12 protein-coding genes are annotated in these 15,963 nt (G+C 65.0%); 6 read left to right on the plus strand and 6 right to left on the minus strand.

The annotated features are described in order from the left end of the window. Positions 1-3 precede the first annotated feature (3 nt). The 6 genes from rsmG to rpmH all read right to left on the minus strand — a co-directional run bounded on the left by rsmG (position 4) and on the right by rpmH (position 7,278). Positions 4-714 carry a 16S rRNA (guanine(527)-N(7))-methyltransferase RsmG gene (gene rsmG / locus SCNU_RS13070; RefSeq protein ID WP_009679855.1) on the minus strand — a complete coding sequence of 237 codons (711 nt, stop codon included), beginning with the start codon at positions 712-714 and terminating at the stop codon, positions 4-6. A 3,900-nt stretch (positions 715-4,614) separates the two neighbouring features. Then, positions 4,615-5,169, minus strand: a complete 555-nt coding sequence (locus SCNU_RS13075) for a Jag family protein (protein WP_009679856.1) — start codon at positions 5,167-5,169, stop codon at positions 4,615-4,617. Positions 5,170-5,214: 45 nt separating this feature from the next. After that, positions 5,215-6,369, minus strand: coding sequence for a membrane protein insertase YidC (yidC, locus tag SCNU_RS13080; RefSeq protein ID WP_009679857.1), 1,155 nt, complete (start codon positions 6,367-6,369; stop codon positions 5,215-5,217). Between the two features lie 3 nt (positions 6,370-6,372). Beyond that, positions 6,373-6,690, minus strand: a complete 318-nt coding sequence (yidD, locus tag SCNU_RS13085) for a membrane protein insertion efficiency factor YidD (RefSeq protein ID WP_009679858.1) — start codon at positions 6,688-6,690, stop codon at positions 6,373-6,375. After that, the gene (gene rnpA / locus SCNU_RS13090) at positions 6,687-7,109 is read right to left on the minus strand and encodes a ribonuclease P protein component (protein ID WP_009679859.1); all 423 of its coding nucleotides are present in this window, start codon (positions 7,107-7,109) and stop codon (positions 6,687-6,689) included. Before rnpA ends, yidD begins: the two co-directional genes overlap by 4 nt. A gap of 25 nt (positions 7,110-7,134) precedes the next feature. Next, positions 7,135-7,278, minus strand: coding sequence for a 50S ribosomal protein L34 (rpmH, locus tag SCNU_RS13095; protein WP_006896767.1), 144 nt, complete (start codon positions 7,276-7,278; stop codon positions 7,135-7,137). 308 nt (positions 7,279-7,586) lie between these two features. On the opposite strand from rpmH, the gene dnaA reads away from it, so the two are divergent. The 6 genes from dnaA to gyrB all read left to right on the plus strand — a co-directional run bounded on the left by dnaA (position 7,587) and on the right by gyrB (position 15,958). Next, positions 7,587-9,206: a chromosomal replication initiator protein DnaA gene (gene dnaA / locus SCNU_RS13100; RefSeq protein WP_009679860.1), complete on the plus strand. Its 1,620-nt coding sequence runs from the start codon at positions 7,587-7,589 to the stop codon at positions 9,204-9,206. Between the two features lie 549 nt (positions 9,207-9,755). After that, complete coding sequence (gene dnaN, locus SCNU_RS13105; RefSeq protein ID WP_009679861.1) at positions 9,756-10,958, plus strand: DNA polymerase III subunit beta; 1,203 nt, start codon at positions 9,756-9,758, stop codon at positions 10,956-10,958. A gap of 45 nt (positions 10,959-11,003) precedes the next feature. Next, positions 11,004-11,924: a phosphogluconate dehydrogenase (NAD(+)-dependent, decarboxylating) gene (gene gnd, locus SCNU_RS13110; protein WP_009679862.1), complete on the plus strand. Its 921-nt coding sequence runs from the start codon at positions 11,004-11,006 to the stop codon at positions 11,922-11,924. A gap of 24 nt (positions 11,925-11,948) precedes the next feature. Continuing rightward, on the plus strand, positions 11,949-13,166 hold the full coding sequence (gene recF / locus SCNU_RS13115) for a DNA replication/repair protein RecF (protein ID WP_009679863.1): 1,218 nt from the start codon (positions 11,949-11,951) through the stop codon (positions 13,164-13,166). Beyond that, positions 13,163-13,714, plus strand: coding sequence for a DUF721 family protein (locus SCNU_RS13120; RefSeq protein WP_009679864.1), 552 nt, complete (start codon positions 13,163-13,165; stop codon positions 13,712-13,714). Before recF ends, SCNU_RS13120 begins: the two co-directional genes overlap by 4 nt. Positions 13,715-13,903: 189 nt before the next feature. Next, entirely contained in the window at positions 13,904-15,958 is a 2,055-nt protein-coding gene (gene gyrB, locus SCNU_RS13125) for a DNA topoisomerase (ATP-hydrolyzing) subunit B (RefSeq protein WP_009679865.1), read from the plus strand. The last annotated feature ends 5 nt before the right edge of the window (positions 15,959-15,963 follow it).

Here is a 15,963-nt window from a genome sequence, read left to right on the forward strand (position 1 = left end):
CCCTCAGTTCTTTCGAGCGGCCCTGCGCGCCGCACGCGCATCCCGCGCCGATTCATTTCGCCGACCGACGATCAACGTTGTCGGCGTCTCAAGCATTGTCCCGCACTGTTCGACAGTCAGGTCCCGGATACCGAACCTCATCACCTTCTCCCAATCGCGAGCGATCTCGTCGGCTGCCGACTGCCCCTTCAGTGCCACGAGACGCCCTCCACCGCGAATCAGAGGCGCAGACCAGCGGGCGAGTCGCTCAAGCGGCGCGACAGCGCGCGACGTGACCACATCCGCCGGGCGAACCTGCTTCAGCACCGCCTTCTCCTCTGCGCGGCCACGAATGACAGTGACATTGCCGAGGTGCAACCCCTCGACGACCTCGTCCAGGAAAGTCGTACGTCGAAGCAGCGGCTCGATCAGCGTGATCTCCAGATCGGGTCGGGCGACTGCGAGTGGGATCCCTGGGAGACCTGCTCCGGAGCCGATGTCGATCACCGTCTCGCTGTCGTCGATGACCTCCGAGAGCACCGCACAATTCAACAGATGCCTGGTCCAGAGTTGAGGCAACTCGCGTGGCCCGATCAGGCCTCTCAGCACCCCCTGCTGAACAAGGATGTCGGCATACCGCTCCGCGACCGGAAGGCGATCACCAAAGACCTCTGATGCGATCTCCGGGGTCGGTTCTCCTACGGCTGCGGACTCATCTTCGCTCATGCACTTCATCCCTTCGTGTTCCACGTGAAACCATCCGTCACCGACTTCCCGGATCAGCGTTCCACGTGAAACCTCCGCGCCCGGCACGCGAATCGCGCGATCCGAACAGCTCCTGTGTCGCGCCGCCGACACCGCGGGGTAGGGGAGTAGCGCTGCTTCCACTGCGATGTAGAAACCCAAAGGCCCCGCAGAACCGGTTGGCCACCTTCGGTATCAGTTTAGTCGTCGACAGCGACACCTCCGCCCGAGGGAACTGTTTTCCCCAACAGTTCAGTCGCCATCCACACATGACGCTGCGGCAACGTCGCACCGGGTCGAGCCGTTGCCACGGTTCCACGTGAAACAGGCGACCGCTCAGCGGAAGACGTGTACGAGGCCCGACTCTCGCGATGGACCGGCAGCAGCACCGGACACCGACTCTTCGGCGACGAAGCGTGAACTCAGCACCGAGCTATTCGCACCCTTACTGTCAGCCCCGACGTCCGCCGACCCGGGTACCGCCGAGGACTGTCCGCGCGAATCCCTTCAACGAAGCCGACCGCTCCCACGGAGTTCTGCAAGGCGGGGAACCGACGGAGAAGACCCTCCCGCCTTCCGGAGCACCGGATCGACCTTGCCCCGGTTCATGCTCGGAGCACAGAATCTACAGCGACGCACGAGCTGGCCGACCATCCACCTTGCTTCGCAGAGAGTGAGCGCCCTGGCATATCGCGCCGGCATCACGTCGCTCCGACTCACATCGCGTAGGCCGACCCGGCGCCCACGTCGAGTCCGCATATGGCGCCATCCGGCACATCCGAGAGAACGTCCGAGACTCGCGCGGTGTTTCATGTGAAACAACGGGTGATCATCGTGATCCCTGAAGCGGGGCTACAGTGCGCCCGACACCTTGCGCGACCACAGAGGATGTGTCGGAAGAACAACTTACGTTCCGGACAGCACGGTGCACCGAGCCCAGCCAACACTCGCGGCCGCCGGACCCTTCAGTAGTCGCCACGCATCTCCAGCGAATCTCGATGCAAAACCCGACAGCACTTACACTGCGCAGCACTTCGATCGATAACCGGAGATCCTCGTTCGCCGACTCACAATCGACTGGCGGCGACATCGTGATTCGAGCGACGGGCACCGTGCCGGCCGACCGCCCGACTCAGTCGAGGGAGCATCATTCATGCGTTCGATCTCTCATCGGATCAGTGACTGCCGAGAACCCCCGCTCCGGCCGAACCGAATCGCGGTGAAGCTACGGCAACCACTACAGAGGTACTCGAAGTCGAGCGGTTCCGTGCCACCGTGAAGGGCACCGTCAACAGTGGGGGAGGGGAGGGTGTCCACTTCGGCACAAGGACTCGTCGGCTCCGTGCGGCACGAATGGTCGAGTGCGATCCCGCGGACTCCGCTGTCGTGCCGGAGTGTGATCGGCTTCCGGCGTCACTCCTGCAGGGATTCGACCCCGGGCCGGGCCGCACCCAAGATCGTCGGTGCCATCCGCGCGCCGGATGTCGCCTCCGGTCCGCTGGGTCCGCGCAGGCTCGATCTCCCAGCACCTCAGGCGCGTCGAGTAGGCCGAGCATCCGCTCGAGAACTCCTCTACACGCCCGGAACCGCCCCGATGCCGGCGGACTCAATCCTCCCTACGGGGCGAGGTCCGGCGCCATCTTTCGTATAGTTCGCGCTCGCAGCCGTCGACGCGGCGTAAGGATCACCCGCGTCCGTGCCTGGCGACGCGACAGATATCGGCGAGTTTCGACACGCGGCGCATGCCCGCCCACGATCGTCCAGCGGTCACCTTCGAGCGGACCCTCGCCCAGCCAGCCGATCGAACGGTGAATCAATGAGCCCTGGGAAGCACCGCGATCTCGCACCCCACACCAACGCCGCGTGTCATCTCCATCCGCGTGGTCCCATCCCGGCCGTCTCGACCGCTGCAGAAGCGACACTTCACGCCGGTTCCACGTGAAACCGAGCCGCGTATCCCTCGGCAAGCGCAACTCAGGACGGATGTACATACTCAGCTCCGCGTAGGAATCAGGCATCGAATACTGCCGCGCGCGACCGGGACGTCAGGCCGCACAATCGTCCGGCAACGTCAACGCATCGAGATCGCCAATCCCGCATGCACGCAGCCCAGGCCTGCGTTCTCACTGCGTGGACCGCCACGAGTCTCGGCGCCAGACACCGAGAGCCACTGAACGCGTCAACGATTCGGGGAGCACTCGGGTCTGAACACCACAGGAGCGAGCTCCAAGAAACGCCTACGAGTCACCACCCGGCTCCCACACACCGACAGCATCAACTTCGCAAGTAGGCTGTCCCGAGCTGATTGACGGAGCGCACGAACGAACGAGAGTGTGTCGCGCCGTCGCAATTGCGCCCGATGAGTTTTGCCGGAGGGTCTGCCCAAGCCTCGCCGGCCTGCCGGCTCTCAGGCATCTCGAGTAGACCCGGTCGTTCAGAGACGAGCAGCATCGGGACACTAACTGTGTCTGCGGGCTCGATCGGCCAGCACCGCGCACATCCTTCGACGGAACTCAGGCCGATCGGGAGTGAGCGACATTGCCGAGGCGTCGTCTGCCGGCGAGACTCGCATCGGCACCGGCGGGCCTGGGCTGAGGACGAATCTCAAGATGCCGATTGGCTTAGGAAGGCCGGGACGGACCTCCGCACCATCGCGTCGGTCGAAAGCCCCGGAGACTCGACATGCCGCGGCCCTCGCACGGCGAGGCGGAGACCAGCGTGCGGGAAGCCTGGGAAGCCGAACGCTTCGAAGAATGGCGCGTGACGCGCGCTCGCCGAGTGCCTCGGCCAGCGCCGTCGCTGATCATTGAGACGCCTACACCGCCGGCGATTCTCGCTTGCTGTAAGCAGGCTCCCATACCCTGCAGATCACCGACCTCAAGGTCATCGAGCAGTCCACGAAACGAAGGGCAAGCGTGGAGGGACTCCTGTAGGGGAGCACACCCGGATCGACCAGCTCGCGAGCCCTATGGCGGAGCGCAGGGCGACCGAAATGGGTAGGCGTGTCAAGACCTGCATCGTCAGCGAGCGGGTCTCGATACGCCGCGCTAGTCGACCACCCTGGGGTGGGGGACGGCCAGACTGGTGTGGACCGTCGTGTCGTCGCGTCGGGCGCAACCGCACCGACTCGATACGCCGATTGAGTCCCACGGCTACTCGAGAAGGCCGGGCGGGCTTGAGCACAAGCTCTCAGGCACAGGAGGAACCGTTCGCTGACCACCAGTGGGGACACCACGCGCTGATCGATACTCGACGTCAGAGGAGTCTCCGATCGGCCACAGGCCAGACAGACAGAGTGCCGCGGTGACCGCACCTATCGCCATCCGAAGGCCACGTCGTACATCGCGCCGATTCACGTGAAACAGTCGCGCCCGATCACCCTGTGGTCAGGCAGCTCTACAGTCGAGGCCGTACCACGACCGCTCCGATCGACCGATCCGCTCCGACGTCCGAACGCCACGTCGCCGGTGCGATTCGGTCTCCGCGGCAGAAGACTCGCATCGGGCGGCACAGGCCTCTTGGCCGACGACCGCATCTCGAGCAAGTGCCAGCGGCGACGACCCGAGCCACCGTGCTCCAATGTTCGGTCCAACGCGGACTCGATCGTGTCGCGTCAGAACAGCACCCGCGAGATCCGTCGAACGGCTCGACTCCGATGGAGCCCGGCCAGTGAGTCGGGTGTTTCACATGAAACGTCCGCGGCGTCTGCGCGCAACAGCCGGGCAGCGAATCCCACCGATGTAAGTACTTTTGCGATCGTTTCAAGGCACAGCCGCTCCCATGTCGGCCTGCGGGGCCGTAAAGTCACTGTGTCGAAATGATTCTCCGCCCGTCCGAACACAAAGAAGCCCCGACCGACAGGCCGGGGCTTCCTTCACACGAGGGGAGTGGTCACTCCTTGATGACGACCACACGCCGATTCGGCTCGGCGCCTTCGCTCTCGCTGTAGACGCCGTCGACAGCGGCGACTGCATCGTGAACGATCTTCCGCTCGAACGGAGTCATCGGGTCGAGCGACTCGCGCTCGCCCGAATCGCGTACCCGCCCGGCGACCTCGGATCCGAGGCGAGCGAGTCGATCGCGGCGATCCGCACGCCAGCGACTGACGTCGAGCATCAGCCGGCTGCGGTCTCCGGTCGACTGCTGCACGGCGAGGCGGGTCAGCTCCTGCAGCGCGTCGAGCACCTCGCCGTTGCGACCGACGAGCTTGGTCAGATCCTTGCCGCCGTCGATGCTGACGATGGCGCGATCGCCGTCGACGTCGAGATCGATGTCGCCGTCGAAGTCGAGGATGTCGAGCAGCTGCTCGAGGTAATCGCCGGCGATCTCACCTTCTTCGACCAGCTGGTCCTCTTCGTCGATCTCCTCGAGATCGGTGTCAGGCTCGATGGCCTCCGCGGGCTCGACCTTGTCGGTGTCGTCAGTCGACACAGTCTGGTCCGTCATGTTCTACCTCACTTAATGGAAACGTCTGATGGGGTCGCGGCGCCGTCAACGGCCGCCGGGCCGACCCTTCTTCTTGTTGCGCTTGCTGCCGGACTGTCGAGCACCACCGGGCTTGGACGGCTTCTGCCCGGGGGACGGCTTGTTGGACACGGGCTTGGACGCCGACTGCCCCTTGCCACCGGACGCCTTCGGCGCGTCACCGTCGGAGTCGTCTTCGACCTCGCCGTCGACGACGGCGACGGTGGTCTCGCGTTTCGTCTTGTCGGGACGAGCACCAGGCTTAGGCGCGGCGGCCTTGAGTCGCTCTTCCTTGGCGAGCTTCGCCTCTTCTTCTTCGCGGGCGATGCGGCCGAAGACGAGGTGCTGCTGACCGTAGGTCCAGAGGTTGTTGCTGACCCAGTACAGGAGGATGGCGACGGGGAAGAACGGACCGGTCACCAGAATGCCGAGCGGGAACACGTAGAGCGCGAGCTTGTTCATGATGCGCGTCTGTGGGTTGTCCATGGCCTCCGCGCTCTGGCGAGCGACCGAGGCGCGGGAGTTCATGTGCGTCGCGATCGAGGCGACGATCATCAGCGGAATGACGACGGCGGCGATCTGCCAGCGGGTGAAGTCGATCGGCTGTCCGGGCTCGACGAACGCCTTGAACTGCTCGACCGGCTCGGTGATGTACGACGACAGCGGCACGCCGAAGAGGCGGGCGTCGAGGAAGTTCTGGACCTGATCTGCGCTGAACGCGTAGTTGGCGGTCTCACGAGTCTGCTCGGCTGTCATGCCGCCGCTGCTCGATCCGCCGATCGGCATCGACGTGCCCGCACCCATCCGGTTGAACGACCGCAGCACGTGGAACAGACCGATGAAGACTGGGATCTGCATGAACATCGGCAGACAGCCGAGGAGGGGATTGAAGCCGTGCTCCTTCTGGAGCTTCTGCATCTCCTCGGTCATCTTGACCCGGTCGTTGGCGTACTTCTTGCGAATCGCCTGCATCTGCGGGTTGATTTCCTGCATCTGCTTCGTCGTGCGGATCTGCTTGACGAAGGGCTTGTACAGGATGGCGCGAAGAGTGAAGACCAGGAACACCACGGACAGGGCCCACGCGATGCCGTCCCAGCCGGGCGAGTTCGGCATGACGCTGTCGAACAGCCAGTGCCAGACCCACATGATCCAGGACACCGGGTAGTAGATGAAGTTGAGCACGGCTCACTTACCCCTATCTGAAGTTGGTGCGGTGGCACCACTGTTTGAAGTCTTGCTGCGCAGCCACTCCACGGGTCCCAGTTCGGGGACCGGGTCGTAACCGGGCTTGTGCCACGGACCGCATTTCAGCAGTCGCCAGGTGGCGAGAACGGAACCCCAGACGAAGCCGTGCCGCTGAAGGGCCTCGACCGCGTAGCCGCTGCATGTCGGCTCGAACCGGCAGGTCGGCATCCTCGTCGGTGAGATCCAGGTGCGATACAGCTCGATCACGAAGATGAGACATGTCCGCGGCAGTCGGTAGAGCTGATTCCAGATGCTCATCGATGGGCTGCTTCCGCATCGATACGCGCGCACGCCGCGACGACCTTGCGATGACCGAACGCGGTCCGCAGGACGTCAGCGAGGTCTGTGCTGGTCCGGTCGACGATCCCCGGATGCGCTCGGAGCACGACGAACGTCTCCGGCGGCAAGCCGGTCGTGGCCGCCTCGGCGAAGGCATGACGAAGCCGGCGGGCAGTGCGATGACGGATCACCGCATTCCCGACCTTCTTCGAGATGATCAGGCCCAGCCAGGGCCCGCCATTCGTCGCGACGTCGGGACGCAGGGCACTCTCGTCGGGCCAATCCGCGCCGAGTGGCGCGACATGAACCGTCAGATCACGTGCCGAAACCCGCACACCCTTGGAGAGTGTGCGGGTGAAATCGGACTTCCTCGAAATCCGCGCCGAGTCGGCCGACACCGATTCCCCGGGCCGGATTCGCGACTCAGGCGGTCAGCTTGGCGCGGCCCTTGGAACGACGTGCGTTCACGATGGCGCGACCGGCGCGGGTCCGCATACGCAGACGGAAGCCGTGCACGCGAGCGCGACGACGGTTGTTCGGCTGGAAAGTACGCTTCCCCTTTGCCACTGGGAACTCCTTGTGTTGGTACTGCAGGTGGTCTTCGGCCCCTCATGGATCGGCCGAGGCCGGCTCGCAATTGAGCGCGCGTTACCGCAGTCCATGTACAGGCGACCTTTCGAGGGTACTGGCCCCCGGAAACCAAATCAAACGACGGGTCACCTGCACAGATCGACGAGGCCTAATTACACCTGTGGGATTTGTTCACAGATCAATCCACAGGTGTGGACAACTTTGTGGACAACTCGCGCGGAGGCGGGCCTTCGTGGCACCCTCAAGGTCTGAAACGAACCGATTCGACCATCAAGGGGGAGCCAGTGACCGGCGACCGGGAGTCATTCTCCGACATCTGGAACGCGGTCGTTGCAGATTTGTCGAGCGAAGGGGGTGCCGCGGAGGCGGAACCCCTCACCCGACAGCAAAAGGCCTGGCTGTCTCTGGTTCGGCCACTCACGATGACTGAGGGATTCGCCCTACTGGCGGTTCCGACACCCCTCGTTCAAGAGCAGATCGAACGCAATCTGCGCGACGCCGTCCGTCTCACACTGAGTCGTCATCTGGGTCAGAGCGTCGACATCGCGGTCCGCGTCGCGGAGCCCGAGGAGATCGCTCCCCAGCCCGTGGATGGTGCTGGAGTGACTGGGGATGCGTATCCACACCCGAGTGCAGCAAGTGCAACAAAGGTCACATCGGATACGTACGGCACGGGTTCCCCTTACGACGCCGCGAACGTCGGCCACGGCGGCATTCCGACACCGACGTATCCGGCGAGCCCGGCGATTCCGTCCGACGAGCAGCTCGCCGCGCTGAACTATCAGCAGCCCGCCCCACCGACCCGACCGGTCGAGCCGCGTGAATGGTCCACCTACTTCGAGCAGCGGGAGACCAGCGCTCCGGACAACGGCACCACGTCGCTGCACCCGAAGTACACGTTCGACACCTTCGTGATCGGCGCGTCGAACCGGTTCGCGCACGCTTCGGCCGTCGCCGTCGCCGAGAACCCCGCACGCGCGTACAACCCGATGTTCATCTGGGGCGAGTCCGGCCTGGGCAAGACCCATCTGCTCCACGCAGCGGGGCACTACTCCCAGCGGCTGTTTCCCGGCATGCGGGTGAAGTACGTGTCGACCGAGGAGTTCACGAACGACTTCATCAACTCCCTGCGCGACGACCGCCGCGTCGCCTTCAAGCGCAGGTACCGCGACATCGACATGCTGCTGATCGACGACATCCAGTTCCTCGAAGGCAAGGAAGGCATCCAGGAGGAGTTCTTCCATACCTTCAACACGCTCCACAACGCGAACAAGCAGATCGTCGTCTCGTCCGACCGCCCACCCAAGCAGCTCGCGACGCTGGAGGACCGGCTCCGCACCAGGTTCGAATGGGGTCTGATCACCGACGTTCAGCCGCCGGACCTGGAGACGCGGATCGCGATCCTTCGCAAGAAGGCGCAGATGGACAAGCTCGCAGCCCCCGACGACGTGCTGGAGCTGATCGCCTCCAAGATCGAGCGCAACATCCGTGAGCTCGAGGGCGCGCTGATCCGCGTCACCGCGTTCGCCTCGCTCAACAACACCGAGCTTGACACGACGCTGGCCGAAGTGGTCCTGAAGGCGCTGATCCCGGACTCCGGTCCGATGGACGTCAGCGCGGCGAGCATCGTCGCGGTCACCGCGGACTTCTACGACCTCTCGGTCGATGATCTCTGCGGTCCGAGCAAGGTACGGGCCCTGACTCTGCCCAGGCAGATCTCGATGTACCTGTGCCGTGAGCTCACGGATCTGTCGCTGCCGAAGATCGGTGAGACGTTCGACCGCGACCACACGACGGTGATGCACGCGGATAAGAAGATCCGCAAAGAGATGCACGAGAACCGCAACATCTACGACCAGGTGCAGGAGCTCACCGCCCGGATCAAGCAGCGCGCGAACCGCTGAGTCGCCCGCACACGCCACTCTCGACCTCGGCCGCAGACTCGATACGAGTCTGCGGCCGAACTTTTCTCACGATTTCGCCATGGGGTGGACCCCGCACGAAGTCCCAGGACGCGCCTACGGCGCGTCTGTGGACGATGTTGGTGACAACAGGCCGATTTCTGTGGACAGGTGGTGCGTGACGGTGGACGAGATTTCTGCGTCCACAGCCCTGCCGATTCATCCACCGATCTGCTCCACCGATCCTCCACACGCCCGCGAGGGCGCTGAACTGCGAAGACGGCCGGTTACCCACAGAACTCACATCGCCTATTACTAAGAAGATTTCTTCTTTTAAGAACATCTTTTAAAAGAAGCTGTGTGCATACACAGCCGACGACGACCGCCCGCCCGCGCTCGCGCCTCCGACCGCGGCGCAGTCGGACCCGAGTTCTCGATCCGGTTCCGCATCCGAGGCCGAAGCGCTCTACAGTGGGATTCGGCGACCAACCATCGCTGGATCTGATGCACCCCGCAGCAGTGCCGGCATGTCGAGAAGGGGTTACACCACCGATGAAGTTTCGTGTCGTGCGTGACGAGTTCGCCGATGCAGTCGCGTGGGTTGCCCGCAGCCTGCCGTCCAGACCTCCGGTTCCAGTTCTCGGTTGCGTGGTTCTGACCGCGGACGAGTTCGGCCTGCAAGTGGCAGGTTTCGACTACGAGGTCTCGGCGACCCAGGTCATCTCGGCCGAAGTCTCCGAGAGCGGCAAGGCACTCGTGTCGGGTCGCCTGTTGGCCGACATCACGAAGGCGCTGCCGAACAAGCCCGTCGACGTCACGATCGACGGCTCACGCGTCGCCATCAGCTGCGGCAGTGCGAAGTTCTCGCTCCCGACGATGCCGGTCGAGGACTACCCCGAGCTTCCCGAAGTCCCGCAGAACACCGGCTCGGTTCCCGCGGATCTGTTCTCTGAGGCCGTCTCGCAGGTCGCCATCGCCGCTGGTAAGGACGACACCCTGCCGATGCTGACCGGTGTTCGCGTCGAGATCGAGGGCGACAAGGTCGTCCTCGCCGCCACGGATCGATTCCGCCTCGCGGTTCGCGAACTCCAGTGGTTGCCCGCCGACGCGGGAGCCTCGGGCGCCGCGCTCGTTCCCGCCAAGACTCTCTCGGAAGCCGCGAAGTCGGCGGGCGCCGACTCGACCGGCAACGTCGAACTGGCCTTCGGCGCGGTTCATGCGATCGGCTCCGAAGGCATGCTGGGCATCACGAACAACGCGAAGAAGACCACCACGCGTCTCCTCGACGCCGAGTTCCCCAAGTTCCGTCAGCTGTTCCCGGCCAATCACACCTCGATCGCCACCGTCGAGAGCGCGCCGCTCATCGAATCGATCAAGCGCGTGTCGCTGGTCGCCGAACGCGGAGCGCAGGTCAGGCTCGATTTCAGCAGCGATTCCGTCCTGCTCACCGCGGGCGGCGACGAGGCGGGTAAGGCCGAGGAAGAGCTACCCGTCCAGTTCTACGGCGAGCCGATCATCATCGCGTTCAACCCCCACTACCTGCTCGACGGCCTCGCAGCCATCGGCACCGAGACCGTCGAGTTCGGCTTCACGAATCCGGAGCCCGACGGTTCCGGACAGCGCCGGGCCGCGATCCGCCCCGCGGTGCTGCGACCGTCGAACGGCGACGAGCCCGCAGCCGACGAGTCCGGTGCCTACACCGCGTCGGCCAGCGAGTTCAGCTACCTGCTGATGCCCGTGCGGCTCCCGGGCTGACCTGCACCTTCCGATCTGAGAACCCACCTACGAGAGGACGTCGCGATGCAGCTCGGACTCGTGGGCCTGGGCAAGATGGGCGCGAACATGCGCACCCGGATCAGAGCTGCGGGCCACGAGGTGATCGGGTACGACCCGCGCCCCGAGGTCGCTGACGTCGACAGCCTCGAATCGCTGGTCAGCGGTTTGGACGCACCGCGCGTCGTCTGGCTGATGGTGCCGGCCGGAGACATCACCCGGTCGACGGTCAGCGCGCTGGCCGAGCTTCTGTCGGAGGGCGACATCGTCGTCGACGGCGGCAACTCGCACTACTCCGACGACAGCCCGCATGCGGATCTGCTCGGCGTGCACGGTGTCGGGTTCGTGGACTGCGGAGTGTCCGGCGGTGTCTGGGGACTCGAGAACGGCTACGGATTGATGGTCGGCGGCAGCGCCGACGACGTCGCGACGGTGATGCCGGTATTCGACGCTCTGCGGCCGAGCGGTGCCCGAGAGGACAGTTTCGTCCACGTCGGTCCCGTCGGCGCAGGTCATTACGCGAAGATGGTCCACAACGGCGTCGAGTACGGCCTCATGCACGCGTACGCCGAGGGCTATGAACTGCTCGAGGCCGAGCCGCTCATCGAGGATGTCACCGGCACCCTTCGCGCCTGGACTGAGGGCACGGTGGTCCGGTCGTGGCTGCTCGAGCTGCTGGTCCGGGCCTTGGAGGCGGATCCGGGACTCGCTCAGATCTCCGATTACACGACGGATTCGGGCGAAGGCCGCTGGACCGTCGAGGAGGCGATCAAGCACGCGGTGCCTGCCAACGTCATCTCGGCGGCCCTGTTCGCTCGCTTCGCCTCCAGGCAGGACGAGTCGCCCGCCTTGAAGGCGGTCTCCGCTCTGCGGAATCAGTTCGGTGGACACGCAGTGATCGACGCCGCAGGTCAGAGCGTCGGCGAGACGTCGACTCCCGACGCGTGACGGCAGCGGCGAGGTAGCGGTTCGTTGTTCGTCCGAGAGCTCACACTGCGCGATTTCCGGTCGTGGCCGCAGGCCCGGTTCACGTTGTCGCCGGGCACCACCGTGTTCGTCGGCCGGAACGGCTTCGGTAAGACGAACCTGCTCGAGTCGCTGTTCTACGTCGCGACGCTTCGCTCGCATCGCGTCTCCTCCGATGCACCGCTGGTGCGAACAGGGGCCGACGCGGCACGGGTGACCGCGACGGTCGAGAACGAGGGCCGCGAGTTGACGGTCGAACTCACCATTCCTGCACAGGGGGCCAACAAGGCCACGATCAACACGCGCCCGGTCCGGCGTACCAGGGAGGTTCTCGGGATTCTGCGGGCCGTGCTGTTCGCGCCGGAGGACCTGGCGCTGGTGCGCGGCGATCCCGGCGAGCGTCGGCGGTTCATCGATGAACTCGTGGCTCAGCTCCGACCACTGGCCGCCGGTGCGAAGGTCGACTACGACCGCGTGCTTCGCCAGCGATCGGCGCTGCTCAAGACCGCGAGCGCCGCGATGCGTCGCGGGGGAGAGCAGGCCGAGTCGGTGCTCAGCACCCTCGATGTGTGGGATGCCCAGCTGGCCGAACTCGGTGCTCAGGTCACCGCGTCGCGGCTGGCCGTCGTGCGTCAGCTCGCCCCGTTCGTCACTGACGCATACTCGTCGATCGCCCCCCACTCGCGGCCGGCCCACATCTCGTACCGGTCCGCCGCGGGAGAGTCAGTCGACGCGAGCCCCGGTGGCGACGCGGAGATCGACGCGATCCGCGATGTCCTCGCACAGCGCCTCGTCGAGCTGCGAAGCAAGGAGATCGACCGCGGATTGTGCCTGGTGGGACCGCATCGCGACGACCTCTTCCTGGGATTGGGCGATGAGCCGGCGAAAGGCTTCGCGAGTCACGGCGAGAGCTGGTCGTTCGCGTTGTCGCTGCGCTTGGGCAGCGTGGAACTGCTCCGCGCCGACGGGGTGGAGCCGATCATCATGCTCGACGACGTCTTCGCCGAATTGGATGTGACGCGGCGCCGGCTGCTGGCGGAGTTCACGGCGAGCGCCGACCAGCTGCTGATCACCGCGGCCGTGCCGGATGACATTCCGGAGTCGATCGTCGGCAGACGGATCTCTGTCGGAGTGACCGACGATGATGGGCCCAGGCATTCGGTGACGACCGCCGACGAGATGATCGGCGAGTTCCCGGAGACGTCGGAGGAGGGCGAGGCATGACTGACGACACCACGGCATCGCAGCCGGATGCGATGTCCGGGTACGACCTCGCGCGTGCTGCCCTGGAGGAGGCGCGCGCGCTGGCCAAGGCACAGGGAAAATCGGTCGGGATGGGACGGTCCGCACCGATCCGCACCAAGCGTCGTACCGGTGATCGGTCGCGTCGTCGCTGGTCAGGGTCCGGTCCGGATTCCCGGGATCCGCAGCCACTGGGGCGGATGGTCGGCAAGGTCGCTCAGCAGCACGGCTGGGAATCGCGGATCTCGGAGGGCACTCTGTTCGGGATGTGGCCGCAGATCGTGGGCGAGGACATCGCCACGCATGCCGATCCGACCCGGCTCGAGGGCACCGTGCTGCACGTGCGGGCGGAGTCGACGGCGTGGGCGACGCAGCTCCGCTACATGCAGAGCCAGATCATCGCGAAGATCGCGAAAGTCATCGGCCACGGCATGGTGACGAGTCTGCGGATCACCGGTCCGCAGGCGCCGTCGTGGCGAAAGGGACCCCGGCACATCTCGGGTCGCGGTCCGCGCGACACCTACGGCTGAGCCGGATGAGGTCCTCGCCGCCCGATTTCGACGCGAGAGGCTTCAAACCGGACTGATCCACGATCGGCCCCGCCTCTGACGAAGATCGTCGTTCTCCGTTGCTACTGGGGTGTGGTAAACGCGGTTCTGGAAGCGTTACCAAGTACACTGGGCGGTAACTGTCGCCAACACGAATGGGAGCTGACCGGAGTGGCAGACACCAGCGGTAACGCACCAAAGAAGTCAGGCAAGTCCAAGCCGAGCGAATACGGTGCCGACTCGATCAGCATCCTCGAGGGTCTGGAAGCGGTCCGCAAGCGTCCCGGCATGTACATCGGCTCCACCGGTGAGCGCGGTCTGCACCACCTGATCTGGGAGGTCGTGGACAACTCGGTCGACGAGGCGATGGCGGGCTACGCCACTCGCGTGGACGTGACGCTGCTGGCAGACGGCGGAATCAGGGTGGTCGACGACGGTCGAGGCATGCCGGTCGGCATGCACGCCACGGGTGTCCCCGCGGTCGAGGTCATCATGACCCAGCTGCACGCCGGCGGTAAGTTCGACTCCGATTCGTACGCCGTGTCCGGCGGTCTGCACGGCGTCGGTATCTCGGTCGTCAACGCGCTGTCGACGAAGGTCGACCTGGAGATCAAGCGCAACGGTTCGGTCTGGCGTCAGACCTACAACAACGCCGAGCCCACTCCGCTGCTCGAGGGCGAGGCCGCGTCGGGGACCGGGACCAGTGTCTCGTTCTGGGCGGATCCGAAGATCTTCGAGACCACCGAGTACAACATCGAGACGATCGCCCGGCGTCTGCAGGAGATGGCCTTCCTGAACAAGGGCCTCACCATCACGCTGACCGACGAGCGGGTTCACGAGGCCGTTCTCGAAGCCGAGGTCGAGGAATCCGAGGACGGCGACGCCAGCATCAAGACCGAGGAGCAGAAGGCTACGGCCATCGCCAAGGTCAAGACGCGGACGTACCACTACCCGGACGGGCTGATCGACTACATCAAGCACCTCAACAGCCGCAGCAAGGCGCCGATCCACAAGACGGTCGTCGGTTTCACCGCGAAGGGCGAGGGCCATGAGGTGGAGATCGCGATGCAGTGGAACGAGGGCTACGCCGAGTCGGTGCACACCTTCGCCAACACCATCAACACCGCTGAGGGCGGAACGCATGAAGAGGGCTTCCGTGCGGCTTTGACCAGCACAGTCAATCGATATGCGGTCGACAAGAAGCTGATCAAGGAGAAGGACGGCAAGCTCTCCGGCGACGACATCCGCGAGGGTCTCGCCGCCGTGATCTCGGTGAAGGTGGCCGACCCGCAGTTCGAGGGCCAGACCAAGACGAAGCTGGGTAACACCGAGGTCAAGAGCTTCGTGCAGAAGACCTGTAACGAGCATCTGGCGATGTGGTTCGACGCCAACCCGGCCGAGGCCAAGACCATCATCAAGAAGGCCGCGGACTCACAGCAGGCGCGCCTCGCCGCTCGCCGCGCTCGGGAGCTCGTCCGTCGCAAGACCGCCACCGACATCGGTGGACTCCCCGGCAAGCTCGCCGACTGCCGCAGCAACGACCCGTCGAAGTGCGAGGTCTACATCGTGGAGGGCGACTCCGCAGGCGGCTCGGCCAAGTCGGGCCGTGACTCGATGTACCAGGCGATCCTCCCGCTGCGCGGCAAGATCATCAACGTCGAGAAGGCCCGCATCGACCGGGTGCTGAAGAACGCCGAAGTCCAGTCGATCATCACCGCGTTCGGCACCGGCATCCACGACGAGTTCGACATCGCCAAGCTGCGCTACCACAAGATCGTGTTGATGGCCGACGCCGACGTCGACGGCCAGCACATCGCGACGCTGCTGCTCACGCTGCTGTTCCGCTTCATGCGGCCGCTGATCGAGCAGGGGCACGTCTACCTCGCGATGCCGCCGCTCTACAAGCTCAAGTGGCAGAAGGGCCAGGAGCCGGAGTTCGCCTACAACGACCGCGAGCGCGACGCACTGCTCGAGGCGGGCAAGGCAGCGGGCAAGAAGATCAACACCGACGACGGCATCCAGCGTTACAAGGGCCTGGGCGAGATGAACGCCAGCGAGCTGTGGGAGACCACGATGGACCCCGACGTCCGCGTCCTCAAGCAGGTCACCCTCGACGACGCCGCCGCGGCGGACGAGCTGTTCTCGATCCTGATGGGCGAGGACGTCGTCGCACGACGCACGTTCATCGCGCGCAACGCCAAGGACGTCCGCTTCCTCGACGTCTGATCCGC

This window comes from Gordonia neofelifaecis NRRL B-59395, assembly GCF_000192435.1.
GTDB classification, from domain to species: Bacteria; Actinomycetota; Actinomycetes; order Mycobacteriales; family Mycobacteriaceae; genus Gordonia; species Gordonia neofelifaecis.

Excerpts from the sequence above, each read along its gene's own strand:
- rsmG (WP_009679855.1), bottom strand. The coding sequence starts at position 714 with ATGAAGTGCATGAGCGAAGATGAGTCCGCAGCCGTAGGAGAACCGACC.
- SCNU_RS13075 (WP_009679856.1), bottom strand. The coding sequence starts at position 5,169 with ATGACGGACCAGACTGTGTCGACTGACGACACCGACAAGGTCGAGCCC.
- yidD (WP_009679858.1), bottom strand. The coding sequence starts at position 6,690 with ATGAGCATCTGGAATCAGCTCTACCGACTGCCGCGGACATGTCTCATC.
- dnaN (WP_009679861.1), top strand. The coding sequence starts at position 9,756 with ATGAAGTTTCGTGTCGTGCGTGACGAGTTCGCCGATGCAGTCGCGTGG.
- gnd (WP_009679862.1), top strand. The coding sequence starts at position 11,004 with ATGCAGCTCGGACTCGTGGGCCTGGGCAAGATGGGCGCGAACATGCGC.
- SCNU_RS13120 (WP_009679864.1), top strand. The coding sequence starts at position 13,163 with ATGACTGACGACACCACGGCATCGCAGCCGGATGCGATGTCCGGGTAC.